Origin of the sequence: Mammaliicoccus sp. F-M27 (genome assembly GCF_022387115.1) — a bacterium.
Taxonomy (GTDB): domain Bacteria; phylum Bacillota; class Bacilli; order Staphylococcales; family Staphylococcaceae; genus Mammaliicoccus; species Mammaliicoccus vitulinus.
This window is the reverse complement of sequence record NZ_JAJNIE010000004.1, coordinates 137937-164922: the sequence shown is the minus strand read 5'-3', so window position 1 is coordinate 164922 and position 26986 is coordinate 137937. Positions and strand designations below refer to the sequence as shown.

Sequence of the window (26986 nt, the reverse complement as noted above, 5' to 3'; positions counted from 1 at the left end):
ATGGAAGTTAAAGAAAGCATCCTTTTGTATAAAGGGTGCTTTCTTTAGGTTTGAAAGTCATTATGTGATAAGTTTAAAGCTATCGAAAGGAGGAGATTTGATGAACAAAAATCTTGAAAAAGGTTTGAATTACTTAGTTAAAAGCGGTAAATTAGAAAAAACTTTACACAAAGTAAATGATAAATATAGAGCAAAAAGTGGAAAAGACTATTCTAAATATATAAACATGGCAATGAATAAAATAGATAAAAAGAAAACCATAAACAAATAATTTTTGAGGAATATCCACCAAAATCGGTGGGTATTTTTTATACTTAGTGATATGATATAAAATAAATAAAATTGTGTTAAGGAGGTTGTTAGATGATTTTAGAAACGGAAAGAATTAAACTCATACCACCAGCTTATACATACTTAGATAAACTATTTGAAGTCCATCATGATCCATTAAATCAAAAGTATAATCCAGCTGGACCTGTAGAAACTGTTGAAGAATTGAAAAAAACATTATCAGGATGGATTAAACATTATCAAGACCACGGGTTTGGTTATTACGTGTTAATCAAAAAAGATTACTACCAACCATTTGGTATATGCGGATTACAATATAAAAATATAAAAGGGCAAACCTATTTGAATATTTATTATAGAATAGAAGCGGCTCAAACAAGACAAGGACTCGTAGCAGAAGCAAGTCGAACAGTAATAGAACATGTTAAAGAAATTACCGAAAATCAATATAAAATAGTCGCTTTAACTAAAAGAGAAAATATACCATCAATCAAAATAGCAGAAGCATTAGGGCTTAAATATCAACCGGAATTTGACGATTACGACGGAGAAGGTAACGTATATTATTTTAGTGAATAATGGAGTGATGGAATGGAAGTACGATGAAGATATGATGCGATTTGAAATCACAACAAATTAATATAGAAAAAAGATGGTTGTTATAATGATTTGAAAACGCAAAATTTCTATATAAATACTTTCAATCAAGCTACATAATATAAGAAAAAGCATGAGGTTATATGACTTCATGCTTTTTAATACCAATAGTTGAGTAAACTTATAAGAATAGTTTTGTATAAATGGAAATTATGATAAGATAATCCCAATCATGGAATTACGTAAACCAATTGGAGGATATATAATGGATTATTATTTAAGAGATTTGAAACGTTCAGATATAGAAGATATTCATGCATATACTGCCTTACCTGAAGTAAGTCAATATCAGTCATGGGAACCACAAACATATGAAGAAACTGAAGCATTTGTAGAAATGTTATTAAACCGAGATGAAAATTGGATGTACAATGTTATTGTCGATGCAGATACAGATAAAGTTATCGGAGCTGTACAATTGATTAGCGATATAAAAAATCAAAGCGGAGAAATTGGTTATATCGTACATCCAGAATATTGGGGTAACGGTATAGCGACAGACATTGGACGAACAATTATTAAGTATGGATTTAAAGTACTTAAACTGAACAGAATATGGGCATCAACAGATATACGCAACACAGCCTCAGAAATCGTCTTACAGAAACTAGGTATGAAACACGAAGGCATCTTAAGACAAGACACTAAATTAAAAGATGGTTATAGAGATTCGTTAATTTATAGCATTTTAAAAGAAGAATATTAAACATGGTAACAAGGTTCGGTACTCGTTAAACAGTACTCGAACCTTTTTTGTCTTGTCATATTCCTTTATAAACTTACATAATTAACTTAAAATAAAGTTAAAGACAGATGCAATCAGGAGGGTTATGCATGCCTATTAAAATAGAACAATTAAATATACAGTTTGAGTATGAATGTGCTGAGTATGAAATACATCCTTCTCTTATTATTTTAGACGAAGAACTCACGCTTGTTGATACGGGATATCCTGGCTTTATGTCTAAAATCGAGCAGGAAATTAATGGTTTAGGCTACGATATAAACAATCTACAGAACATCATTATTACGCACTACGATGATGATCATATTGGTGCTTTAAAAGCTTTTAAAGATAAATATCCTCACGTCCAAATTATAAGTAGTTTTTTAGAATCTAAATATATAAGTGGTATGGAAAAATCTGAAAGGTTGATTCAAGCTGAGGGTTTATTAAAGGACATGTCTGAAAAAGATAAACCATTTGGTGAAGCATTTGTACAAACATTAGAAGCTTTGGAACATGTCGATGTTGATATAAAAGTAACGGATGGTGCAATGATATTGAATAATGAGGTAGAAGTTGTACAAACACCTGGTCATACAGCTGGCCATATTTCATTATATATTCAGTCTATTAATAGTGCCATTACTGGCGATGCTGCTGTTAAAGAAGGAGAAGAATTAGTTGTTGCTAATCCTAAATATAGTATGAATCTTGAAGAAGCGGAGCACTCTTTGAAGAAAATAAAAGACTTAAATGCTGATAAATATTATTGTTTCCATGGCGGTTTGTTAGAGAATAACTCAAATAAATAAACGTAAAGCATAACCGTCTTAAAACATACGCATTTCTTAAGACGGTATTTTAACTTTATGTATGATTCACTACTATCGTTATAAATTATAATTTATATGATTTACGAGCCTTCAAATGGGTATAGGGTATAACAAGGTTTTATTGAGAGGTGAAAGTATGATTAATGTTATTCAAGCTGTTGGTTCAATAGGTACATTTATTATGGCCATTTTATATTTCATTTCTGTTATGATACAAATTCGTCAGATTAAAATATCTTTTATCCCTTATTTATCTTTTGACCAAATTATTTTGGAAAAGAAGAAAAATGGTATTAAGGTGATGAATTTAACTGCCTCAGACCATGAGTATGTAAACACTGCATTAAAATTATTGAATTTAGGTGGAGGATCTGCAAAGGATATTGAAGTGGTTCTAAAATTAAATGGTGATGAAGTTCTTCAAAGAAAGATGGTTAATATTTTACCTAACAATCAGTTTTATTTGATTCCTATTAATCAAAAAGTGTTCACTGAATTTAGTGATACGATTGAAAATAATGTTTATGAGACAAATATGACGATTGAATTAAAATATAGTGGTCAAGTTTCTAAAAAGCGTTCATCTAATGAATATAGAATCTCTATCGATAATTTTGTAAATTTAGATGATAAAGATTTATATGAATTAACTTTTGAAAGACTAGAAGAATAATTAAATTGATGAAACAGGTTAGAAACAATTTTTCTACCTGTTTTTTTAATGGATGTTTTAAATGGTCAATAATAGTTAGTGATAATTTAGTTTTACACTATTATTTTGAATAATTCATGCTATGATAAAATGACTAATCAATCGAAAAAGGAGAGAAAAGATGAGTAGTATACTTTTTGCGTTATTATGGGTTATTATATCCATCGCCTTTATTACTACTTTGGTTATCACAGTAGTAAAATATGCCAAAGAAAAACAGTATAGTAGCTATTTAGTAAGTACAATTTTACTATTCGTAATTGGTGTTATTAGTTTTGTTTTTATTTTTGTAAGTTTATCTTTTGATAAAGAGTATTCATATGATCAATTATTTAAAGAAGACAAGCCAAAGCAAGTGAAACATATATCTGATACACCTAAAAAAGACTTAAAAGATTTAAAGATTGGTGACAAAATTAGCGTAGACGGTTTAGAAGTGACAGTTACTAAAGCCGAGTTTGTACTTCCTGATGACGGCTATTCATATTCACAAAATGGCAAAATATTAAAAATCAATTATAAATTCAAAAATTTAGAAAAAGATAAAAAGTTTATTGATAATTCTAATTTTAAATTAACAATTGATGGTGAAGTACAACCGCAATTTAATGGTATGAAAGATAATAAAGGCGGTTTCCAACATCAACTAGATAAAGGGAAATCTGGTTCTAGTTATTTATATTATGATGTAGTGGATACGGATAAATATCAAGTGGAAATGGACATTAAACCATCTAAGAAAACATATAAAGCAAACTGGAATATCGCAAAAAAAGATATTAAAGAAGACTTGAACAGTGGAAGAACGAGCGAAGAAGCTCCACCACAAGAGCCACAAACTTATGAACAAAATACAGTTCAACAGCCTAATAATTCTGCTGAAGAACAGAGAAAATTAGACGAAGCAGAGAAAAAACGTCAACAAGACGCTAAAGATAAAGCGGCTAAAGAAGAGGCAGATAAAAAATCAGCCGAAGATGAGAAAGCACGCCAAGAAGAAGCCGATAAAAAAGCTGAAGACGAACAAGCAGCGAAAGACAAAGCAGCTGAAGACGAAAAGCAACAAGCAGCTGAAGATAAAGCAGCTGAAGAACAAGCTGCCAAAGACAAAGCAGCTGAGCAACAAAAAGCTAAACAAGAGCAAGAAGCTGAACAGAACCGACGTGAAGAACAAGCAGCTGCTGAACGTGAAAAGCAACAACAGCAACAACAAGAACAAGCAGCCCAAAGAGAAAAAGAACGTGCAGCGCAACAAGCAGCCCAAAAAGAGAGAGACAGAGCAGCTGAACCGAAACAATCTCAACGCGACTCAAACTCATCTGAAGAACGTTAGTTGAAATAAAAAAAATATTAGAAGTAGTAGGAAGAGGTATATTGATGCAGACAGTTTATTTTAACCATGATGGTGGCGTAGATGATTTAATTTCTTTGTTTTTATTATTGCAAATGGATGATGTGAATTTGATTGGTGTAAGTGCAATTGGTGCAGATAGTTACGTTGAACCTGCAACAAATGCTTCATGTAAAATCATTAATCGCTTTTCGTCTCAACAATTAGATGTTGCCCCATCTAAAGAAAGAGGGAAAAATCCTTTTCCTAAAGATTGGAGAATGCATGCATTTTTAGTAGATGCAATGCCGATTTTAAATGAAGAAATGGATAAGCAATCTACTATTTCTAATAAAGAAGCTTATGAAGATATGATTGAAAAGGTAATGGCTAGTTCTGAAAAGGTCATCATGTTATTGACGGGACCTTTAACGGATTTAGCTAAAAGTTTAAAAGTTGAACCTAGAATAGAAGATCGTATCGAAAGAGTCGTATGGATGGGTGGAACATTGTTGGATAAAGGTAATGTTGAAGAACCTGAACATGATGGTACAGCAGAGTGGAATGCTTATTGGGATCCAGAAGCTGTTCAAACAGTATTTGATACGAATATAACAATTGATATGGTTGCGCTAGAAAGTACAAACCAAGTGCCATTAACGCCAGACATTCGTAAACGTTGGGCTAACGAAAGACGATATGAAGGTGTTGATTTTATGGGAATTTGTTATGCACTTGTTCCACCGTTAACACACTTTGTTACCAATTCTACTTATTTCTTATGGGATGTATTAACAACAGCATATGTTGGCAAGCCAGAACTTGTAAAAAAAGAAAAACAAAAAATTTCGGTAATAACAGATGGTCCTAGCCAAGGTAGAACTTTTAAAAGTGAAGAAGGCAGAACGGTCAATATTATCAATGATGTTGATAGAGATGGATTCTTTGATTTTATGACGGATTTAGCTAAAAAAATATAAAGTAATGTTTAAACGCCATTTAATAGATCACTTTAACGTGAATCTATTGAATGGCGTTTTTCTTTGAATTTTAAGTTATGCATATTAACAATTGATATGTATAAGGTTGTGCAGTATTTAAGCTAATGAATTTAAAATATTCTGATTAAAAACATTTTAATAGGTTATATGAATATATAGACAAAATGGGGAGTGTTTATTATTATGAAATTCAAGAGAAAGAACGTCAACGTTGTAGACGCTAGTAAAACTAAAAAAACGGTTGTCGCAACAGGGATCGGTAATGCGATTGAGTGGTTTGACTTTGGACTTTATGCTCAATTGGCAGTAATTATCAGTATGAACTTCTTTGGTAACATGCCAAAAGAAATTCAACTGGCATCAACATTTGCCGTATTTGCTTTTGCTTTTATAGTTAGACCAATAGGTGGTATATTCTTTAGCCATCTTGGAGATAAACATGGGCGTAAAGTCGTGCTATCAACAACGATTATTATGATGGCATTATCTACGTTAGCTTTAGGTCTTTTACCTACGCAACATCAAATAGGAATTTGGGCACCTATTCTGTTATTGATTGTTAGAATGGTACAGTCATTCTCAACAGGCGGTGAATATGCAGGTGCTATGACATACATAGCTGAAATTTCACCAGACAAGGCGAGAGGTAAATTAGGAAGCGGACTTGAAATAGGTACTTTGTCAGGAAGTATATTAGCTGCAGCGCTTGTTGGTATCATGTATGCAGTGCTTAGTGACGAACAAATGGCTTCATGGGGATGGAGAATACCTTTCATTATTGCAGCACCTTTAGGAATTATAGGTGTTTATTTGAGAAATAATTTAGATGAGAGTCCAGCATATGAAACCTCACTTGAAGAACAAGAAGAGCTTGAGTATTCTTATAAAGATATATTTAGAAAATATTGGAGAGACATTATCGTCTGCTTCACAGGTGTAGCATTCTTGAACGTTGCGAACTATATGGTGCTGTCATATATGCCGTCCTTCTTGAATGGTACGATAGATTTAGGTGGAACGATGAGTAGTATACTGAGTACTTTAACCATGGCAGCCATGATACCAGCAGTATTCTTCTTTGGTTGGTACAGTGATAAAGTGGGTAATAAAAACACCATTTTATTTGGACTTATAGGATTTAGTTTATTCTCAGTTTTAGCTTTCTGGTTAATGAGTATTCCATCAATTCCAGTTATTATTATGGGATTATTCATAATTGCATTATTCATGTCTACATTTGAAGGTGTGATGCCTTCAGTGTTACCAAGTATATTCTATACTAAAGTAAGACTTAGAACATTATCACTTGTATATAATATTGGTGCTGCAATATTTGGTGGTTTAACACCATTTATTTTGACGACTCTTGTTGAAACAACCGGTCAAAAAATTGCACCATCATATTATTTAACATTTATTAATGTAGTAGGCTTGCTCATATTCTTGTTTATGTTTAAAACGACTTCAAATAAATCATTAAAAGGATCATATCCTAACGTTGATAATAAAGAAGACTTACAAGAAGTATATGAAAATCCAAAAGATGCATTATGGTGGAATAAAGATGAAGGAACAAAAAAATCATGAAAATAAAGAGATTGGGATATAAATAACCACTCTCAAAATCAATAACAACTCATTTCACTGATTTATTCAGCTAGAAATGAGTTGTTATTTTTTATAAAATCTTACGATTTTGAAAGTGCATGCTTGCCTGGGGGTATGGTTCGAGCCTGTAGTCTCTCACTCATACTATTCCCCCGGGCGTCAGCACTTTACAAAATCGTTATAAATATCCATTTTTATAAAAAAATAAAGCACTTTCGTATAATTTAATTAATAACGACAAAAACTAAATTATCGAGGTGCTTTATGTCCAAACTTCTATTTATAATTGGATGGGGTTCGAGCCGGTAGTGGGAGCGGGTCTGAATGTTGCTTGTTTAGTGAGTCTTGCAACATTCGGGGCTTCTATGTTGCTTGTTTAGTGATTCTTGCAACATACAGGCTTTCTATGTTGCTTGTTTAGTAAGTCTTGCAATATACAGGTCTTCTATGTTGCTTGTTTGGTGAGTCTTGCAACATACAGGTCTTCTATGTTGCTTGTTTGTTGAGTCTTGCAACATACAGGCTTTCTATGTTGCTTGTTTGATAAGTCTTGCAACATACAGGCCTTCTATGTTGCTTGTTTGGTAAGTCTTGCAACATATAGCATGTACTTAAAAGAACAAAGAACTTTAAATAAGAAAAACAGTAGAAATTCATTTTTAATAATGAATTTCTACTGTTTTTTAATTTTCAGGACATTTATGTCCCAAGATCTTCTTTTATATTATTAAACAGCTTCAACATTTAATTTAACATCTATATTATCTCTAGTTGCTTTAGAGTAAGGACAGAAGTCATGAGCATCTTTTAAATATTTTTCTGCGTCTTCTTGAGATACGTTTTTAACTTTAGCATCAATATCTACTTCTAGTTTTGGACTTTCAGCATTTTCATCTTCTACTAAACGTACAGTTAACGTAACTTCTGGTTCAGCGTCACGCACTTTGTTTTGTTTTAGAATTAAATCGAAAGCACCGTTGAAACATGAAGCATAACCTGCAGCGAATAATTGTTCAGGGTTCGTAGCTTTACCGTCAGCTTGTTGTGGTGGTAACACGTCTACATCGATTGCTTTATCATCTGTATAAACATGACCTTTACGTCCACCAGTGTTTGTTGCTTTTGTTTCATATTGAGTTGCCATAAAAAAATACCTCCTTTAGTATATATTTAGTGTTTACCCACATATTGTTTTTTAAACCATAATTAAATTAAAAGTTTTCATATTTAGGTGCTGATTGTATATAATAACAAATAATCTGCGTATAGAGAGGTTACAATATGAAATCAATATTAAATGACACAGAGTAAGATGAGATGTTTACAAAGTTGGTTCTACGGGTATATTTACTGTGAATGGCAATCATTCAATATGATTTATGAAGGGTGATATAAAATGGCAGACGAAAGTAAATTCGAACAAGCAAAAGGTAATGTTAAAGAAACAGTTGGTAATGCAACAGATAATAAAGATTTAGAAAACGAAGGTAAAAAAGATAAAACTTCAGGCAAAGCTAAAGAAACAGTTGAAAACGTTAAAAGTAAAGCAAACGATGTTATTGATAAATTCAAAAAATAATACGTGCTTAAATTTTATCGTTTTGTAATAGAAAATCCGCTAGACAAGTTCACTGTCTAGCGGATTTTTATTTACTTTATATCGTTTTCTTCAATTTCCCATTTCATTTTGTAACGTTTATCTGATGAACGTAATTGTAAATATACATCGTATTGATCTGCTTCTGGCACATCGTAGTATGCATATCCTGTATCAGATTGACCAGGTTTTAGACTAAATGAGAACCCGTCATTTGTGTCATCCATACCATAAAATTTTGAAACTCGGCTACCGTCAGCTGTAATTCCGAAGTTTGTATCACCAACAATTAAGCTTGAGTTATTAATATTTTCTAGTTTGTATGAAACTTTTAATATTTTATCTTTAGTAGGCTTACTGTATTTAGAAGTTGGTTCAACAAATTCTGCTTTTTCAACTGTCACTTTCGTACCGAAAACACTAATTGGACTACCGACTGATGTGTTTCTATTTACGATAGATGAATCGTTATCATCTTCTTCAGTAGAGTTTTCCTCTGTAGTAGGTTCTTCTGTCGTTTCTTCTTCTGTTGATTCTTCTTCAGTAGAATTTTCCTCTGTAGTCTCTTCTTCAGTTGACGCTTCTTCTGTCTTGTTGTTTGTGAAATCATCAATTTGGTCTTTTATAGGACCAGCAGCACATGCTCCTAAAATCACAGCTAAAATAATGAATATAATTAAACATCCACCACAGCCAAATAACCAAGGTTTCATACTAGAACCATTGCCGTTTCCCGATTGTTGCGGCTGATTATTAGCATTAGAATCATTAAATGGATTATTTTGTTGCGAATTTTGTTGTTCTGAGGTGTTTTGGTTAAAAGGATTCTGATCTGTCTGATTAGAATTAGCCATAATATTTCCCTCCCTATTATTACTTTTTTTAATAAAAAAATAATCGACTTTTAAATAATTAGATGCTTTCATAAAAGTATTTAATCAATGTAAAACAATTATTTTATTTATTAATTATTTTTAGTTTATAGTAAATTGGGAAATAAATCTAGGTCTATTATAAAAAACATAAAATGTTTATAGTTTGTTAATATTTTATATTTTTTCAGAATGTAAAAATTTGAAAACGGTGGGATAAGTAGTTTAAAATATAATGAAAAGGAGTGGTAATCATGTATAAAAATATTTTGTTTGGAATCAACACAGATATGAAAAATAAAAAGGTTTTAGAACAGATTGCTAAACTTGCTGGAGAAGGTTCAGAAGTTACACTTTTAAATGTTGTAAGCGAAAAAGATTTAAAATCTTCTGTGCGAACGGGCGTTCATTTAGATGATATTAAAGAAAGACGCCAAGAATCAATGAAACATGTCTTTGATTATTTTAATGAACAAAACATCAAATATAATTTACAATTTGCAAAAGGGAATCCTAAATCAGAATTAGTGCACAAAGCTAATAGTGGGGATTTCGATATTGTAGTACTGAGTAACAGAAAAGCAGAAGATACTGATACATTAGTTTTAGGTAGTGTCAGTCATAAAGTTGCGAAACGAGCGACTATACCAGTATTAATTGTTAAATAATTTTCTGTAATCTTAATAAATCATTGCTTTTCTTTTATATTCATACATCGTTTCATAGAAAAATTCCTTCTACTCATGTAAAATATAAATAGAAGAACATTGGAGGAATGACTATGACTGATGAACAAAAGAAAACGTTTCCGTATATCGTTGCGACAATATCATTAGAAACAGAAGATGATATTAAAAAAACAGTTGAAGAGCTCATTTCAAATAAAGACTCAATAGACATTGTTGAATTTAGAGCGGACTCATTAAAAAACACTTCAATTGAAAACATTAATGAAATATTAGAAAAATTTAAAGCAGAATATCAATTAGCACCAATCTTATTCACTTACCGTTCTAAAGGACAAGGTGGGTATGGTGATTTTGATCATGAAACATACTACAAATTAATGCAAGATATTATTTGTAATAAAAAAGCAGATTATGTAGACATTCAATTAGATACTTATGAAGATAATTTAATGAATTGTATAACGAGAGCTCAAAATAATGAAGTTAAAATCATCATCTCTCATCACGATTTTAAATCGACACCTGATGAAGAAGAAATGTTTGTCACTTATGAAAAGATGGCAGAATTAGGGGCAGACATCGGAAAGCTTGCCGTAATGCCAGAAAATGAAAAGCATCTTCTATCAATGCTCAACGCTATGAACAGAGCGTACCATAAGTTAAATATTGATGTGATTGGTATTTCTATGGGTGAATTAGGTAAAATGACAAGAATTACAGCTGGCTTGTTTGGCTCTAAATTTACTTACGGGTTTGTAGGTAAAGAAGCAGCACCTGGGCAAATTCACGTTAAAGAAATTAAAGAACAATTAGCATTGTATCAGGAGTAGTCTATAAGCTTAAATTCTATAACGTTAGAATTTAAGCTTATTTTTATGCTATAATTGATAATAATTATCAATGGAAATTGGGAGTGTAAATAATGGAATTAAAAAAAGCAATTACAGAGAGACGCAGTGTTAAAAATTATGATTATGAAATGTATGTAGATGAAGAAAAAGTATTTTCTCTAGTCGATTTAGCAACATATGCTCCGAATCATGGAATGAGAGAACCGTGGAGATTAGTATATATAAGCAAAAAACAAATACCAGAATTTGCTGAAAAAGTAGCAGAATCTGCATTTGCAAATGATTCAGAAAAACAAGAAAAATATATAAACAAAGTCACTAAAGTTGGTGGTATGTTTGTTATCTTGTCTAAAAGAGATCCAAGACAAAAAGAAAATTTAGAAAACCAAATGGCTGTTGGAGCATTTGTTCAAAACTTAATGTTGTTAATGCATGATGAAGGAATGGGTTCATGCTGGAAAACACCAGAATTTATATTTAGACCAACATTCCGAAAAATTGTTGGCGTAAATGATGATGAAGAAGTTAATGGATTTTTATATATTACAGAGAAAGATTCAAGCGTGAAAGTAATGGAAAGAAAAAATAAATCATTGATTACAGAATGGTAGAATATTTGGTACATATACCAATAAATATACAGTAGGAATTCATTGTCGAAATTGAATTTCTACTGTTTTTCTTATATTTTTTTGTTTGTTCTTTTAAGTAGATGCTGTATGTTGTAAGACTGACGAAACAAGCAACATAGGAGGTCTGTAAGTTTTAAAATCTCACGATTTTGAAAGTGCATGCTTGCCTAGGGGTATGGCTCGAGCCTGTAGTCTCTCACTCATACTATTCCCCCGGCGTCAGCACTTCACAAAATCGTGGGGAAATTCATTTTTCTTTATATTTTTTCGTTTGTTCTTTTAAGTACATGCTGAAAGTTGCAAGACTGACGAAACAAGCAACATAGAAGGCCCGAATGTTGCTAGACTGACGAAACAAGCAACATAGGAGGTCTGTAAGTTGCAAGACTAACGAAACAAGCAACATAGAAGGCCCGAAAGTTGCAAGACTGATCAAACAAGCAACATACAGACCCCGATCCCGAAGAAAGCGTGCGCAAAAAAAGACTGCCAGCAAGTTCACTTTAAGTGACTTTGTCGACAGTCTGAGATTTCTTCACTAGGCTATAAGCTAATGAAGAGATCTTTTATTTTGAGTAAGGGTATTTATCACCCAACCTCATTTATTATTTTAAGTTTTCAGCTAAAAATGCTTTTACATCTTCTGGAGTTTTGGCATTTGCTGAATGTAAGTGTGCAAGTTTTTCATTGTTTTTAAACACTAAAAGACTTGGAATACCCATTACATCATTTTCTGTAGCCGCTTCAGGTACTTGATCACGATTGATTTGATACCAGTTGTAATTATTATATTCATCGATGATAGGATCAATCCATTGATTCATTCTAGTACAGTCTGGGCACCAGTCTGCAAAGAATTTCACTACTACTGGTTCGTCGCTTTGTGTAATCTCTTCGAATTCTGCATATTGACTAATTGTTCTCATATTTATTTTGCTCCTTAGAAATTTTTCTTATAAACAAAGTATATCTCATTTTCATTATTTAAAAAAATATTTAACTCATTACTATATGTTAGCTATTAATATTGTTATAATGGATTTAAATAGACATATGGAGGTAAAGACATGATAAAATTTTATCAATATCCTAATTGTACAACTTGTAAAAAAGCAGCAAAGTTTTTAGAAATAAATGGTGCAAGTTTTGAACCGATTGATATTACACAGTTAACACCTACAGCTAAAGAATTGAAAGATATCATTGATGGAACAAATATTACTGTAAATCAATTATTTAATACTCGAGGCGCTAAGTATCGCGAGTTGGGTTTGAAAGATAAAATGGATGATTTGTCTGATAACGAAAAATTTGATTTATTAGCATCAGATGGCATGTTAATCAAAAGACCTTTAGCAGTTTTAGGAAATAAAGTAACTTTAGGATTTAAAGAAGAAGAATTTCGTCAAACTTGGCTATAAAAATAGTTGCTTGAATAATGGCTTTATGTCATGATAATAATTGAATTACATATAGGAGGGGATTACTTTGACAGTGCCTAGTGAGTTAAAATATTCTAAAGAACATGAATGGGTAAAAATTGATGGTGATGTAGTTACAATCGGTATTACTGATTTTGCTCAATCAGAATTAGGGGACATTGTGTTTGTTGAGTTGCCTGAAGAAGGTGACGAATTAACTAGTGGAGATTCATTTGGTAGTGTAGAATCTGTTAAGACAGTTTCTGAACTATATGCACCTCTATCTGGTAAAGTCGTTGAAGTAAACGAAGAACTAGAAGATAGCCCTGAGTTTGTTAATGAGTCATCATACGATAAAGCTTGGATGGTCAAAGTTGAACTATCTGATAAAGCTCAATTAGATGAATTATTAGATGCAGACGCTTATAGCGAAATGATAGGTGAATAACATAACTTTAAACTCCACGATGCAATAGTATCATGGAGTTTTTTTCAAAACTTAAATATGAAGTTCAAAAAAATATTAATTCATTTGTAGAAGGTGATGGCCATGGCGATGATTAAAAAAGTAATAATCGTAGAAGGTATTTCTGATAAAAAACGAGTGGAAGAAGTATTAAATGACCGTGTTCATATTATTTGTACCCATGGAACAATGGGTGTAGAAAAAATGGATGAACTTTTAGAAGAGAGTTATGGTTCACAAGTATATGTTTTAGTCGATCAAGATAAAGAAGGTAAACGTATTCGAAAATGGTTTAAGAAGTATATGAGCGAAAGTCATCATATTTATATTGATTCGACATTTTCTGAAGTAGCTCGTTGCCCAAGACATTATTTATCGAATGTGTTAAACTATCATGGATTTACAGTAAAACATGATTTCGTATCGAAAGGGAAGTATCGTTACCATGAAACACACAGAAATATTGAACGATATATACAAGCATTTTGATAAAGACTTACATTTATTATTTGGGTATACGCCTACTTGCGGCACGTGCAAAATATCTGAACGCATGTTGGATATCGCGAACGAAGTAACACAATTACCAATTAATAAATGTGATTTGAATTTTTATCCAGAGTTCTGTAAAGATTTTGAAATCTTATCAGTGCCAGTGCTTTTTATAATGAATCAAGATAAAGTAGTACATCGTATATACGCTTTTCAGTCAGTTCCTTATCTTGTTGAGAATATTCAAAAAGTTATTGACGATAAAAACTTATCATGATAGTATGAATTTAATTAAATACGTATTAACTCTTATCAAGAGAGGTGGAGGGATGTGCCCTATGAAGCCCGGCAACCGTCATATAAATGAAATGGTGCCAATTCACAAAAAGTGTAAACTTTTGGAGATGAGAGAAAGACATCTTTCAAACGCCTTTCTCTTGTCAATTAGAGTGAGGCGTTTTTAATTTAGAGATTAGGAGGCAGCAGATTTGATTGAGTTAAATAAAGTTGTTAAAACTTTCAAAACAAAAAAAGGTGACATAACAGCTGTTGACCATGTTGACTTAAATATAGATAAAGGAAGTATATATGGTGTAATTGGTTTTTCTGGAGCTGGAAAAAGTACATTAATCCGAATGTTTAATGGCCTTGAAACACCAACTGAGGGTGAAGTTATAGTAGATGGTGCTAATATTGGCAAACTGTCTAAACGAGATCTCAGACAAAAAAGACAAAAAGTAAGCATGATATTCCAACATTTTAATTTACTTTGGTCTAGAACAGTTAAAGATAACATCGCATTTCCATTAGAAATTGCAGGTGTATCAAAAAGTGAAATTAATGAAAAGACGAAAGCACTTATTAAAAGAGTAGGGCTTGAAGGTCGAGAGAATGCTTATCCATCACAATTATCAGGTGGACAAAAGCAAAGAGTTGGTATTGCTAGAGCTTTAGCTAACGATCCGCACGTATTATTGTGCGACGAAGCAACAAGTGCATTAGATCCTCAAACTACTGATGAAATATTAGATTTATTAGTGGACATAAATAAAGAAATGAATTTAACAATTATACTTATTACACATGAAATGCATGTCATTAGAAAAATATGTGACCACGTGGCAGTCATGGAAAATGGTAAATTTGTTGAAGAGGGAGAAGTTATAAGTGTATTTAATAACCCTCAAACATATGTTACACAGCGCTTTGTGAAAGATGATTTAAAAGCAGATGATCTTCAAAGAACATTAGCAGATTTTAGAGCAGAACAACCGAACGGTGAAATTTGGAAATTGAATTTTGTCGGTGGGACAAGTGCTAATCCTGTATTAGCTAAAATTATTAAAAAGTATAATATAGACATTAACGTCATTGAAGGTGATGTTAAGTTAACACAAAACGGCACATTCGGACATATGATTGTGCATTTGCCTCAAGGAGATTATTCTAAAGATCAAATTAAAAAAGAACTAAATGATCTAGGAGTGAAAGTAGAGGTGAATGTAAGTGAATAAGTCATTTGGAGATATTATTACTGAAATGATTACAATGCCAAATGTTAGATGGGATGATGTTTGGGAAGCATTATATGAAACGTTATATATGACAGTCATTTCAACAGTATTTACATTAGTATTTGGTTTAATACTAGGTACGTTATTATTTTTAACATCTAAAGGAACATCGAAAAGCTCACGTGTGTTTTATTCAATCGTGTCATTCGTTGTTAACTTATTTAGAGCCATACCATTCATTATTTTAATTCTATTATTATTACCTTTTACAGATATTTTGTTAGGTACAATAAGTGGTCCTAAAGGTGCGTTACCAGCGTTAATCATTGGTGCTTCACCATTCTATGCTAGATTAGTAGAAATAGGCATGAAAGAAATTGATAAAGGTGTTATTGAAGCGGCAGTATCGATGGGGGCTACAACATGGACTGTCGTAAGAAAAGTATTAATTAAAGAATCACTACCTGCGTTAGTTTCAGGAATCACGGTTACAGCCATTGCGTTAGTAGGTTCAACAGCTATTGCTGGTGTAATTGGTGCAGGTGGATTAGGTAACTTAGCTTACTTAACAGGATTTACGCGAAACCAAAATGATGTCATTTTGATTTCAACTATCTTTATATTAATTATTGTTTTTGTTATCCAATTTATTGGAGATATTATTGTTAAAAGAATTGATAAACGTTAAAGGAGTGTTTTACATGAAAAAAGTATTTAGTTTATTATTTATTTCGATTTTAGCAGTTGTTCTAGTTGCTTGTGGTGGAGGTAGTGGTGACAAAAAAGAGAAGAATGAAACAATTAAAATTGGTGCATCACCAGCACCTCACGCTGAAATTTTAGAAGAAGCAAAGCCACTTCTTAAAAAAGAAGGTTATGATTTAGACATCAAGACAATTAACGATTATACAACACCTAACAAATTATTAGATAAAGGTGAACTTGATGCAAACTTCTTCCAACACACACCATATTTAGATAAAGAAGCTAAAGAAAAAGGTTATAAAATTGAATCAGCAGGAAATGTACACTTAGAACCAATGGCAGTTTACTCTAAAAAACATAAAAAATTAGAAGACTTACCAAAAAATGCTACTGTATATGTTTCAAACAACCCAGCTGAAGAAGGAAGATTTTTAGCATTCTTCAAAAAAGCAGGCTTAATCAAAATTAAAGATGGCGTTGATCCAGTAGATGCTACATTTGACGACATTACTGAAAACAAGAAAAATATTAAATTTAATAATAAACAATCAGCAGAATTCTTACCAAAATCTTACCAAGCAGACGAAGGTGACGCGACAATCATCAACTCTAACTTCGCAATTGAACAAGGATTAAATCCAATTAAAGATTCAATCGCAGTAGAAGGTAAAGAATCACCATATGCTAACCTTATCGCTGTTCAAGAAGGACATAAAGACGATAAGAAAATTAAAGCATTAATGAAAGTATTACAATCAAAAGAAATTAAAGACTTCATCGACAAAAAATACGATGGTGCAGTCATCGCAGCTAAATAATAAAAAGCAAAAGAGCATCTAGCCAAAAGGTTAGATGCTCTTTTAATATATTTCTTAATTGCAAACTATATTCATACGGCTATTCTTCATAACCGACACGCCTGAGGGAAAAGTACAAGGCGAAGACTACAGGCTGAGACTGTACCCTAGGCAAGGGAGGTTATGAAGAATAGTTGTTCTATTTCACACTTAAGCTAACAAGTCATTAGCAAAATAAATAACAACCATAAATACTGCTATTGCATATAAAATGATGCCAATTGATCTATAGTTTCTTACATTAAATGTTGCAATACTTGCTATTGTAGCTGCAGTTAGTAATGTATTAAATAGGCTATTTATATTGATAACACCTACTAAATTTAATAAAAGTATAAATGCGCATATTGCACTAATGACAAATGCGAATTGTTCATAACGTTTCATGTGAACTTCCTTTCTAATATGTATATTTATTTATCATTATTATAGTATAAAAATTAATAAATAGCCTTCTTAAGCCATTCAAATAGAATATTTACAAATTGAGAATAGATTGAAATGATTATCATTCGGAAAAATTTTCAGAAAAATGCGAAATATGAAGAGTTTCTTCTATATAAATTGAGCGAAAATGTTTAATTGCCCGTGTAACTACGTTATAATATGAGAGGTAAAGATTCATAACAAACTTTGACGTTACATTAAAATTATTATAAACTAGAAAAGATAATATTGGGTTATCTTTTTTAAATGTGAATAAATTCTCTGGAGGGAAAAAATAATATGGCATCAAAATTAGAAATCAAAGATTTACACGTAGAAATCGAAGGCAAGGAAATTCTTAAAGGCGTAGATTTAACGATACAACAAGGTGAAATTCACGCAATCATGGGACCAAACGGTACTGGTAAATCAACTTTATCATCAGCAATCATGGGTCACCCTAAATACGAAGTAACTAAAGGTGAAATCCTTTTAGATGGTGAAAACGTATTAGAAATGGAAGTTGATAAACGTGCTCAAGCTGGTTTATTCCTAGCTATGCAATATCCGTCAGAAATTTCTGGTGTGACAAATGCTGATTTCTTACGTTCTGCTATAAATGCTAAACGTGAAGAAGGCGACGAAATTAACTTAATGCAATTCATTAAGAAATTAGATAAAGAAATGGATCTATTAGAAATGGATCAAGACATGGCTCAAAGATACCTTAACGAAGGTTTCTCTGGCGGTGAGAAAAAACGTAATGAAATTCTGCAATTAATGATGTTAGAACCTAAGTTTGCTATCTTAGATGAAATCGACTCAGGTTTAGATATCGACGCATTAAAAGTTGTATCAACAGGTATTAACAAAATGCGCGGTGAAGACTTTGGTTGCTTAATTATTACTCACTATCAAAGACTATTAAATTATATTACACCAGACTTCGTACACGTTATGATGCAAGGTCGCGTTGTAAAATCAGGTGGCGAAGAATTAGCGAGACGTCTTGAAGAAGAAGGTTACGAGTGGATTAAAGACGAACTAAACATTGAAGACGAAACAATCAATGCTGAGTAATATATAAGAATTATAGTCAAGTAGGAGGAGTATAAATGGCAACTGAAACAAAGTTAAATATTAACATTGAAGACATCGTTAATTATTCAGCATCTCAGAATGAACCAAAGTGGATGACTGACTTAAGAAAAGAAAGTTTTCAAAATTTAGATAAATTAGAAATGCCTAAACCAGATAAAACTAAAATTGACAGATGGGACTTTGATACATTCAAAACTCATGCTGTTGAAAGTGATACTTTCGACTCAATCGAAAGCTTACCAGAATCAGTACAAAAAATTATCGATACTGAAAATAATACAAACTTAATTGTTCAACATAATAATACACCTGCTTTTGTTAAAGTAGATGAAAAATTAACTGAACAAGGTGTTGTAATTAAAGATTTAAAAACGGCTTTAATTGAAAACAGTGATTTAGTACAAAAATACTTTATGACAGATGCTGTTAAAGCAGATGAGCATAGATTAACGGCACTTCATGCAGCATTAGTAAATGGCGGTGTATTCGTATACGTACCTAAAAACGTTGTAGTCGAAGAACCTGTTCAATATGTTGTGCTTCATGATGATAGTGATGCAAGTTTCTTCAACCATGCGATTATCGTAACTGAAGAAAGCGCAGAATTAACATACGTTGAAAGCTATTTATCAACTGTATCTTCTAACAAAGGTCAGTTAAACATCGTTTCTGAAGTTATAGCTGGCGCTAATTCAAACATTACTTATGGCACAGTTGATTTTATGGATAAAGGTTTCACTGGTCATATCATTCGTCGTGGTACAGCAGATGCTGATGCTACAATAGATTGGGCTTTAGGCTTAATGAATGACTGTAGTACAATCAATGACAACACGACTTACTTAATGGGTGACCGTTCAAACTGTAACCTTAAAACAGTAGTCGTAGGTCGCGGAGAACAAAAACAAAACTTTACAACACAAATTATTCAATATGGTAAAGAATCAAATGGACATATCTTGAAACATGGTGTTATGAAAGACAGTTCTTCTTCAATCTTTAATGGTGTTGGATACATTAAACACGGCGGTACTAAAGCAGATGCACAACAAGAATCACGTGTACTGATGTTATCTGAAAAAGCTCGTGGAGATGCTAACCCAATTTTACTTATTGATGAAGATGATGTAACTGCAGGACACGCAGCTTCAGTAGGTAGAGTAGATCCAACTCAACTATACTACTTAATGAGTAGAGGTATTTCTCGTGAAGAAGCAGAACGTTTAGTTATTCACGGTTTCCTAGATTCAGTTGTATCTGCATTGCCAATTGAAGGCGTTAAACGTCAATTACGTGAAGTTATTGAACTTAAAGTAACAACACAAATATAAAAAAGGCACAGAAAGGTCTGATAATGTGGCCGAATCAACATTTAATGTAGAAAAAATTATAAAAGATTTTCCGATATTAGAGCAAGAAGTTAATGGTAGTAGACTCGTGTACTTAGATTCATCAGCCACAAGTCAAACACCTACGCAAGTTACGGATAGTATAGTTGATTATTATAATCGCTATAATTCGAATGTACATCGCGGTGTGCATACGCTCGGAACACTTGCAACAGATGCTTATGAAAAATCGCGCGAAACTGTAAGAAGATTCATAAACGCACAGTATTTTGAAGAAGTTGTATTTACAAGAGGTACAACAACTGCAATCAATTTAATTGCGCATAGTTACGGTGATGCAAATGTGACAGAAGGTGACGAAATCGTTGTCACACAAATGGAACATCATGCAAATATCGTACCTTGGCAACAATTGGCAAAACGAACAGGTGCAAAGCTTAAATTTATTCCGATGTCAGAAAGTGGTGAACTTGAAAAAGAAGCCATTGATAACTCGATAAACGATAATACTAAAATTGTAGCGGTAACTCACGTGTCAAATGTATTAGGAACAATAAATGATGTGAAGTATATTGCTGAAGTAGCACATAATCATAATGCGGTCATCGCTGTTGATGGTGCACAGTCAGCGCCACATATGAATGTTGACGTTCAAGATTTAGATGTGGACTTCTTTAGCTTTAGTGGACATAAAATGTTAGGTCCTACTGGGATAGGTGTTTTATATGGTAAACGCAATTTATTAGATAAGATGGAACCTATTGAATTTGGTGGAGATATGATAGACTTTGTTGGACTAGAAGATGCAACATGGACAGACTTACCAACTAAGTTTGAAGCAGGTACGCCACTTATCGCTGAAGCAATTGCATTAGCTGAGGCAATAAGATATATAGATTCTATCGGTATGGATAACATTCATCAACATGAATACGATCTCGTGAGTTATGCATACAATGAAATGTCTAAAATTGATGGTTTAGATATATATGGGCCATCTCCTGATAAACGAGCTGGATTAATAACATTTAATGTAGAAGGTGTACATCCACATGATTTAGCAACTGCACTAGATTCAAATGGTGTCGCTGTGAGAGCAGGTCATCACTGTGCACAACCGTTAATGAAATGGTTAAACCAATCTTCAACAGCACGAGCAAGCTTCTATATTTATAATACTACAGAAGATGTTGACCAGTTAATTCAGGCACTTAATGGAGCGAAGGAGTTTTTCTCGTATGAATTTTAATAACTTAGATCAACTATACCGTTCTGTAATTATGGACCATTACAAGAACCCACGTAATAAAGGTGTTCTTGAAGATGGCTCTTTAACAATAGATATGAACAACCCTACATGTGGTGATCGCATCCGCTTAACATTAGATGTTGAAGGAAATGTTATTAAAGATGCTAAGTTTGAAGGTGAAGGTTGCTCTATTTCGATGTCTAGTGCATCAATGATGACTGAAGCGGTTAAAGGTCATTCAATCGAAGAAGCTTTAGCAATGAGTCAAGAGTTCTCGAATATGATGCTTGGAGAATCTTATGATATGTCTGAGGAAATGGGCGATATTGAAGCCTTATCCGGTGTATCAAAGTTCCCAGCACGTATCAAATGCGCAACTTTAGCTTGGAAAGCATTTGAAAAAGGAACGAAAGAGCAAGATAACGCGTAACTTTTGAAAAATGGGCGAACGCTATTATAAAAGAGGAGTGAAGAAAATGGCTAAAAAATCACCAGAAGTTGGAGATTATAAATATGGCTTCCATGATGAAGACGTTTCTATTTTCCGTTCAGGTAGAGGTTTAACAGAAGATATCGTTAGAAAAATATCTGAAATGAAAGACGAACCACAATGGATGCTTGATTTTCGTTTGAAATCATTAAAACAATTCTACAAAATGCCTATGCCTATGTGGGGTGGGGATTTAACAGAGTTAAACTTTGATGAAATCACTTATTATGTAAAACCATCAGAACGTTCAGAACGTTCATGGGATGAAGTACCAGAAGAAATTAAAAATACTTTCGATAAACTTGGTATACCAGAAGCAGAACAAAAATATCTTGCAGGTGTATCAGCGCAATATGAATCAGAAGTTGTTTACCATAACATGGAACAAGATTTAGAAGATCAAGGTATTATCTTTAAAGATACTGATTCAGCATTACGTGAAAACGAAGAATTATTCAAAGAATATTTCGCATCTGTTATCCCAGCTGCAGATAATAAATTCTCAGCATTAAACTCAGCAGTATGGTCAGGTGGATCATTCATTTATGTACCAAAAGGTATAAAACTTGAAACACCACTTCAAGCATATTTCAGAATTAACTCAGAAAACATGGGTCAATTCGAAAGAACTTTAATCATTGCTGACGAAGGTTCTTCAGTACACTATGTTGAAGGTTGTACAGCACCTGTTTATACAACAAATTCACTACACTCAGCTGTCGTTGAAATTATTGTTAAAAAAGATGCATACTGCCGTTACACAACTATTCAAAACTGGGCAAACAACGTTTTCAACTTAGTTACAAAACGTACATTTGTTTATGAGAATGGTACGATGGAATGGATTGATGGTAACTTAGGTTCTAAATTAACGATGAAATATCCATCTTGTTTCTTACTTGAAGAAGGTGCTAGAGGTATGACTTTATCTATCGCACTTGCAGGTAAAGGACAAGTACAAGATGCTGGAGCTAAAATGATTCATAAAGCGCCAAATACTTCATCAACTATTGTATCTAAATCTATTTCTAAAAATGGCGGTAAAGTAGTTTACCGTGGACAAGTACACTTTGGCCGTAAAGCAACTGGTGCTCGTTCTAACATTGAGTGTGATACGTTAATCATGGATAACGAATCTACATCAGATACAATTCCTTATAATGAAATTATGAACGATAACATTTCATTAGAACACGAAGCGAAAGTTTCTAAAGTATCTGAAGAACAGTTATTCTACTTAATGAGCCGTGGTATTTCAGAAGAAGAAGCTACTGAAATGATCGTAATGGGCTTCATTGAACCATTCACTAAAGAATTACCAATGGAATATGCAGTTGAAATGAACCGCCTAATCAAGTTTGAAATGGAAGGTTCTATCGGTTAATTATTCATTACAAAAATAGATAGTTTGGGCATCAATACCCATTCTTAAAATTAAAAATCTCTTCATTAGGTTATAGCCTAGTGAAGAGATTTTTTTGTTTTACTAATCTATTTTAGAAAGTGCTACTGAAGATGTTCTATTTCTTAAATCTACTTCAATTTCTTCTAAACTACGACCTCTTGTTTCAGGTAGATATTTTATAACAAATATCATTGCAAATATACCGATGACTGCGAAAATCAAGAATACTTGTTCAATGCCCATAACTGAAGTGAGCATTGGGAAGAATTGAGCGACTAATAAACTACCGATTGATAATGATAATGTCGCAATACCTGTTGCTGCGCCTCTTGCTCTCATTGGGAATAATTCTGGTAACACAATCCATAAAATAGGTCCCCAAGTGAATGCGAAGAATACAATGAACATTGTTAAACATGCTACGATAATCCAAGCACCGACTGTTGAATCGAGTCCAATTGTCCAAACGAGTGTTGCCATGATAAGTAATGAACTAACCATACCTATATTGCCTGTAATAAGCAATTTTTTACGATCGATTTTATCCATAATCATAATTGCAAAAATGGTCACAATCACGTTAACTGAACCGATACCTACTGTACCTAAAATGGCTGTAGCATCTCCTAATCCTGCTTGACTAAAGATTGTAGGCGCATAATATATGATGGCATTTATACCAATGATTTGTTGTAATAACGCAAATATGCAACCAATGACAAGTACAGGTCTTAACCAAATTGACTTCAATACTGTCCACGTACTTTCTGAAATATGAATGATTTCTTTCATTTCATCTATTTCTTTATCGATTTCTCCTTGTTTACGTGTTATAGCCATAACTTTTCTAGCTGCTTTCTCACTTTTGTGCTCAAGTAGCCATCTTGGGCTTTCCGGCATAAAGTATACGCCAATCATGAGAATAACAGAAGGTACAACAGCTAAACCTACCATCCATCTCCAAGCTTCCATATCAGCAAAAGCATAGTTTACTAAATATGATGCGAGTATACCTATTGTGATCATAAGTTGATTTAATGAACTGAGTGAACCTCTTGTATCTGTAGGTGCCATTTCTGAAAGATACACTGGCACGATTGCAGTAGATCCTCCGACAGCTAAGCCGATAATAAATCTACCAATCACTAATACAATCATTGACTGTGCAAATGAAAGTATTAAAGCACCGATTATAAATACAATGGAAATGATAAAGACAAGTTTTCTACGTCCAAGTTTGTCTGATAAAGGACCACTTGCCCCTGAACCGAATATTGCGCCGACTAACATTGAACTTACAACAAGACCTTCAGTTATATGCGTAAGTGGAATGTCATTTTTTATGAAAAGTAAAGCACCCGAAATTACTCCAGTATCATACCCGTAAAGCAATCCTCCTAAAGCACCAAGGAAGAATATTAACTTTGTTCGATAATTGCTTGCTTCCATTTTATTACCTCCAAGTATTTTGAATAAGTACATTAGATAACTGCAATTATTCGATTAATGAATAAAAATTCTAAATCAGAATTAATTATATTAAATAACTAAAAATTTGTAATTATCTAAAAAATCTGATTTAATTATAAATGTAAGCCTTTTCAAATAGAAAATCAAGTATAAATTAAAATAACAAAAAGATATTAGTTATCGTACATTACTTAAATGAGAGGGGGACTGTCATGAAGCAATCTTCAAGAATTAATGTAAATTTGATGAAAGATTATAATAAACAACTTGTTTTAAGAACGATTCAAAAGCATGGACCTATATCGAGAGTTGAAATTGCGAACCGCATTGAATTATCTAGGCCCTCTGTTTCGGAAATTGTCTCTATACTGATTGAAGAACAATGGATTGAAGAAAAACCATCGGAAATAAAAGTTAGAGGAAGACAACCGATACCTTTAGATATTAATAAAGAGAAGAAAGTCATCGTCGGTTTAGAAATTGGTGCTTATGCTACAACAGTTATCGTTTGTAATTTAAAGGCAGAAATCTTATATGAGATACAAATTGAGATGAATACGCATAAAGAGCCAGATCAAATGATTGAATATTTAGGGCAACAAATTAATTCAATCACTCAAACTTATAAGGAAAAGGAAATAGGAGTACTTGGCATAGGTGTTGGTATGCATGGATTAGTAGATACGGAAAAAGGTAAAAATATATTTGCCCCTAATTTAGGTTGGAGAAATGTAGAGATTCAGACGATTTTAGAAAACATTACTCAATTAAAAGTTCTAATTGACAATGACTGTAATAGTGCAGCGCTAGCAGAAATGTGGTTTGGTCAAGGTAAAGATGAAAGTAATTTCATTTCAGTTATCGTGGATTACGGTGTAGGTGCAAGTATTATTAATGGTGGTTCAATCTTTAAAGGTGCACATCATGTTACCGGACAAATTGGTCACGTAACGATAGATCCTGATGGACCTCTATGTTCATGCGGAAATTATGGATGTCTAGAAACTTTAACATCAGAAAAAGCAATTTTGAAAAAAGTGAAACGCAAACTAAAAATGGGTGAAACGAGTCACATAATAACTCAAAAGTTTAATATAGAAGATTTGACGATAGAAGATTTCTACCAAGCAGTCAATCAAGGTGATGAACTTTGTTTAAATATAGCAGAAGAAATAGGAAGAAATCTCGGGCTTGGATTTACAATTTTAATTAATTTATTTGGGCCAAAATTCATCGTGTTAGGAGGGAGTTTAACTCAAATAAGTGATGTTTTAATATCGAATATAATGCGTGTCATTCAGCTAAAAGTAATGGGTGAAGAAGCAAAACAGACGCCGATTGTTACATCTGCTTTAGAAAATGATTTATATACGATTGGCGCAGCTTCTTTAATCGTTGAAGATATATTCTCGTTGCCTAACCCTAATAAAAGATTTTAAGGAGGAAAAATGAATGAGTAATTTAAATGGACAAGTTGCAATTGTCACAGGTTCTGGAAAAGGAATTGGAAAAGGAATTGCTAAGCAGTTAAGTCTTAAAGGTGCCAAAGTAGTCGTTGCTACAATAGATGCTGAATTTGGTAAAGAAACGGTTGAAGAAATAAAGCAAAGTGGAGGAGATGCTTACTTTGTTGAAACAGATGTATCTAAAGAAGAAAGTATTATCAACATGGTTGAAGAAACGATTAAACATTATGGGCAGATTAATACACTTGTAAATAATGCTGGTATTACAGTGTTTAAGTCTATTGAAGAAGCCACAGTAGAAGATTGGGATTCAATTATCAATATCGATTTAAGAGGGACTTTCTTATGTTCCAAACATGTTATTTCTGAAATGAAAAAGCAAGGTGGCGGTTCAATTATCAACATCTCTTCAAATCATTCTATTGCAACTTTGCCTGATACTGACATGTATGCAGCGGCTAAAGGTGGCGTGAATGGCATGACAAGAGGTATGGCATTGAGTTTAGGTAAATATAATATTCGTGTTAATGCAATTTGCCCTGGCTTTACGAATACAGCTCACTTGAAAAATTGGTTTGATTCAATGGATAACGAAGAAGAAGTCAGAAAAGGTGTGTTATATTTACATGCAACTTCAAGAATTAATGAGCCAGAAGATATTGGGAAATTAGCACAATATTTAGCTTCAGATGATTCTGAAATGATGACTGGTGAACATTTAGTCATTGATGGTGGATTGTCAGCACGATTATACAACGCAGAAGGTTATTAACTT

31 protein-coding genes and 1 riboswitch are annotated in these 26986 nt (G+C 32.8%); of the genes, 26 read left to right on the top strand and 5 right to left on the bottom strand.

Features of this window, described 5'->3' with window-relative positions:
* The first annotated feature begins 100 nt into the window (after nt 1-100).
* The 8 genes from LQ598_RS06485 (at nt 101) to LQ598_RS06450 (ending at nt 7138) form a co-directional block, all read left to right on the top strand.
* The gene (locus LQ598_RS06485) at nt 101-271 is read left to right on the top strand and encodes a hypothetical protein (protein WP_016912220.1); all 171 of its coding nucleotides are present in this window, start codon (nt 101-103) and stop codon (nt 269-271) included.
* Between the two features lie 92 nt (nt 272-363).
* The gene (locus LQ598_RS06480) at nt 364-870 is read left to right on the top strand and encodes a GNAT family N-acetyltransferase (protein ID WP_239745373.1); all 507 of its coding nucleotides are present in this window, start codon (nt 364-366) and stop codon (nt 868-870) included.
* Nucleotides 871-1153: 283 nt separating this feature from the next.
* A complete protein-coding gene (locus LQ598_RS06475; protein ID WP_192978304.1) occupies nt 1154-1654 on the top strand; it encodes a GNAT family N-acetyltransferase in 501 nt (166 codons plus the stop codon).
* Between the two features lie 134 nt (nt 1655-1788).
* Nucleotides 1789-2487 (top strand): MBL fold metallo-hydrolase, encoded by a 699-nt coding sequence (locus LQ598_RS06470; protein ID WP_192978305.1) that lies wholly within the window; start codon nt 1789-1791, stop codon nt 2485-2487.
* Nucleotides 2488-2644: 157 nt separating this feature from the next.
* Entirely contained in the window at nt 2645-3181 is a 537-nt protein-coding gene (locus LQ598_RS06465) for a hypothetical protein (RefSeq protein ID WP_016912225.1), read from the top strand.
* A gap of 160 nt (nt 3182-3341) precedes the next feature.
* Nucleotides 3342-4553 (top strand): DUF4352 domain-containing protein, encoded by a 1212-nt coding sequence (locus LQ598_RS06460; protein WP_107559268.1) that lies wholly within the window; start codon nt 3342-3344, stop codon nt 4551-4553.
* A 44-nt stretch (nt 4554-4597) separates the two neighbouring features.
* On the top strand, nt 4598-5530 hold the full coding sequence (locus LQ598_RS06455) for a nucleoside hydrolase (RefSeq protein ID WP_016912227.1): 933 nt from the start codon (nt 4598-4600) through the stop codon (nt 5528-5530).
* A 204-nt stretch (nt 5531-5734) separates the two neighbouring features.
* A complete protein-coding gene (locus LQ598_RS06450; RefSeq protein WP_016912228.1) occupies nt 5735-7138 on the top strand; it encodes an MFS transporter in 1404 nt (467 codons plus the stop codon).
* A 748-nt stretch (nt 7139-7886) separates the two neighbouring features.
* Here the strand turns inward: LQ598_RS06450 and LQ598_RS06445 are convergent.
* Nucleotides 7887-8303: an organic hydroperoxide resistance protein gene (locus LQ598_RS06445; protein ID WP_016913127.1), complete on the bottom strand. Its 417-nt coding sequence runs from the start codon at nt 8301-8303 to the stop codon at nt 7887-7889.
* A gap of 252 nt (nt 8304-8555) precedes the next feature.
* On the opposite strand from LQ598_RS06445, the gene LQ598_RS06440 reads away from it, so the two are divergent.
* Nucleotides 8556-8738, top strand: coding sequence for a CsbD family protein (locus LQ598_RS06440; RefSeq protein WP_016913128.1), 183 nt, complete (start codon nt 8556-8558; stop codon nt 8736-8738).
* Between the two features lie 71 nt (nt 8739-8809).
* Here the strand turns inward: LQ598_RS06440 and LQ598_RS06435 are convergent, their stop codons facing one another.
* Nucleotides 8810-9610, bottom strand: a complete 801-nt coding sequence (locus LQ598_RS06435; protein ID WP_016913129.1) for a DUF4352 domain-containing protein — start codon at nt 9608-9610, stop codon at nt 8810-8812.
* Nucleotides 9611-9882: 272 nt separating this feature from the next.
* On the opposite strand from LQ598_RS06435, the gene LQ598_RS06430 reads away from it, so the two are divergent.
* The 3 genes from LQ598_RS06430 to LQ598_RS06420 all read left to right on the top strand — a co-directional run bounded on the left by LQ598_RS06430 (nt 9883) and on the right by LQ598_RS06420 (nt 11779).
* A complete protein-coding gene (locus LQ598_RS06430; protein ID WP_239745372.1) occupies nt 9883-10296 on the top strand; it encodes a universal stress protein in 414 nt (137 codons plus the stop codon).
* A gap of 113 nt (nt 10297-10409) precedes the next feature.
* The gene (gene aroD / locus LQ598_RS06425; protein ID WP_016913131.1) at nt 10410-11147 is read left to right on the top strand and encodes a type I 3-dehydroquinate dehydratase; all 738 of its coding nucleotides are present in this window, start codon (nt 10410-10412) and stop codon (nt 11145-11147) included.
* A 92-nt stretch (nt 11148-11239) separates the two neighbouring features.
* A complete protein-coding gene (locus tag LQ598_RS06420) occupies nt 11240-11779 on the top strand; it encodes a nitroreductase family protein (RefSeq protein WP_016913132.1) in 540 nt (179 codons plus the stop codon).
* Nucleotides 11780-12405: 626 nt separating this feature from the next.
* Here the strand turns inward: LQ598_RS06420 and LQ598_RS06415 are convergent.
* A complete protein-coding gene (locus tag LQ598_RS06415) occupies nt 12406-12726 on the bottom strand; it encodes a thioredoxin family protein (protein ID WP_016911594.1) in 321 nt (106 codons plus the stop codon).
* A gap of 141 nt (nt 12727-12867) precedes the next feature.
* Here LQ598_RS06415 and LQ598_RS06410 point away from each other — a divergent pair, with 141 nt between their 5' ends.
* The 7 genes from LQ598_RS06410 (at nt 12868) to LQ598_RS06380 (ending at nt 17216) form a co-directional block, all read left to right on the top strand.
* Entirely contained in the window at nt 12868-13221 is a 354-nt protein-coding gene (locus LQ598_RS06410) for an arsenate reductase family protein (protein ID WP_016911595.1), read from the top strand.
* A 67-nt stretch (nt 13222-13288) separates the two neighbouring features.
* Nucleotides 13289-13669 carry a glycine cleavage system protein GcvH gene (gene gcvH / locus LQ598_RS06405; RefSeq protein ID WP_016911596.1) on the top strand — a complete coding sequence of 127 codons (381 nt, stop codon included), beginning with the start codon at nt 13289-13291 and terminating at the stop codon, nt 13667-13669.
* Nucleotides 13670-13771: 102 nt separating this feature from the next.
* Entirely contained in the window at nt 13772-14176 is a 405-nt protein-coding gene (locus LQ598_RS06400; protein WP_103322532.1) for a toprim domain-containing protein, read from the top strand.
* Nucleotides 14133-14456, top strand: coding sequence for a thioredoxin family protein (locus LQ598_RS06395; RefSeq protein WP_103322531.1), 324 nt, complete (start codon nt 14133-14135; stop codon nt 14454-14456). The genes LQ598_RS06400 and LQ598_RS06395 overlap by 44 nt, the downstream gene beginning before the upstream one ends.
* A gap of 29 nt (nt 14457-14485) precedes the next feature.
* Nucleotides 14486-14590: riboswitch (SAM riboswitch) on the top strand.
* Nucleotides 14591-14667: 77 nt separating this feature from the next.
* Nucleotides 14668-15693 carry a methionine ABC transporter ATP-binding protein gene (locus LQ598_RS06390; protein ID WP_016911599.1) on the top strand — a complete coding sequence of 342 codons (1026 nt, stop codon included), beginning with the start codon at nt 14668-14670 and terminating at the stop codon, nt 15691-15693.
* On the top strand, nt 15686-16381 hold the full coding sequence (locus tag LQ598_RS06385) for a methionine ABC transporter permease (protein WP_016911600.1): 696 nt from the start codon (nt 15686-15688) through the stop codon (nt 16379-16381). The genes LQ598_RS06390 and LQ598_RS06385 overlap by 8 nt, the downstream gene beginning before the upstream one ends.
* 13 nt (nt 16382-16394) lie before the next feature.
* On the top strand, nt 16395-17216 hold the full coding sequence (locus LQ598_RS06380; protein ID WP_026023207.1) for a MetQ/NlpA family ABC transporter substrate-binding protein: 822 nt from the start codon (nt 16395-16397) through the stop codon (nt 17214-17216).
* A 189-nt stretch (nt 17217-17405) separates the two neighbouring features.
* Here the strand turns inward: LQ598_RS06380 and LQ598_RS06375 are convergent, their stop codons facing one another.
* On the bottom strand, nt 17406-17642 hold the full coding sequence (locus LQ598_RS06375; RefSeq protein ID WP_119609324.1) for a hypothetical protein: 237 nt from the start codon (nt 17640-17642) through the stop codon (nt 17406-17408).
* A gap of 339 nt (nt 17643-17981) precedes the next feature.
* Here LQ598_RS06375 and sufC point away from each other — a divergent pair, with 339 nt between their 5' ends.
* From sufC to sufB, 5 genes are read left to right on the top strand one after another with little or no spacing between them, the layout of a single operon-like run.
* Nucleotides 17982-18761 (top strand): Fe-S cluster assembly ATPase SufC, encoded by a 780-nt coding sequence (gene sufC / locus LQ598_RS06370; RefSeq protein ID WP_016911603.1) that lies wholly within the window; start codon nt 17982-17984, stop codon nt 18759-18761.
* Between the two features lie 35 nt (nt 18762-18796).
* The gene (sufD, locus tag LQ598_RS06365) at nt 18797-20113 is read left to right on the top strand and encodes a Fe-S cluster assembly protein SufD (protein WP_239745370.1); all 1317 of its coding nucleotides are present in this window, start codon (nt 18797-18799) and stop codon (nt 20111-20113) included.
* A gap of 25 nt (nt 20114-20138) precedes the next feature.
* The gene (locus tag LQ598_RS06360) at nt 20139-21380 is read left to right on the top strand and encodes a cysteine desulfurase (protein ID WP_107556646.1); all 1242 of its coding nucleotides are present in this window, start codon (nt 20139-20141) and stop codon (nt 21378-21380) included.
* Entirely contained in the window at nt 21370-21810 is a 441-nt protein-coding gene (gene sufU / locus LQ598_RS06355; RefSeq protein WP_016911606.1) for a Fe-S cluster assembly sulfur transfer protein SufU, read from the top strand. Before LQ598_RS06360 ends, sufU begins: the two co-directional genes overlap by 11 nt.
* 46 nt (nt 21811-21856) lie before the next feature.
* A complete protein-coding gene (sufB, locus tag LQ598_RS06350; protein ID WP_016911607.1) occupies nt 21857-23254 on the top strand; it encodes a Fe-S cluster assembly protein SufB in 1398 nt (465 codons plus the stop codon).
* Nucleotides 23255-23356: 102 nt separating this feature from the next.
* On the opposite strand, the gene glcP is transcribed toward sufB, so the two are convergent.
* Nucleotides 23357-24724 carry a glucose transporter GlcP gene (glcP, locus tag LQ598_RS06345; RefSeq protein ID WP_016911608.1) on the bottom strand — a complete coding sequence of 456 codons (1368 nt, stop codon included), beginning with the start codon at nt 24722-24724 and terminating at the stop codon, nt 23357-23359.
* 233 nt (nt 24725-24957) lie between these two features.
* On the opposite strand from glcP, the gene LQ598_RS06340 reads away from it, so the two are divergent.
* Together LQ598_RS06340 and LQ598_RS06335 are read left to right on the top strand one after the other, a co-directional pair.
* Entirely contained in the window at nt 24958-26184 is a 1227-nt protein-coding gene (locus LQ598_RS06340; protein ID WP_107556645.1) for an ROK family transcriptional regulator, read from the top strand.
* A 13-nt stretch (nt 26185-26197) separates the two neighbouring features.
* Complete coding sequence (locus LQ598_RS06335; RefSeq protein ID WP_239745368.1) at nt 26198-26983, top strand: SDR family NAD(P)-dependent oxidoreductase; 786 nt, start codon at nt 26198-26200, stop codon at nt 26981-26983.
* Nucleotides 26984-26986 lie beyond the last annotated feature (3 nt).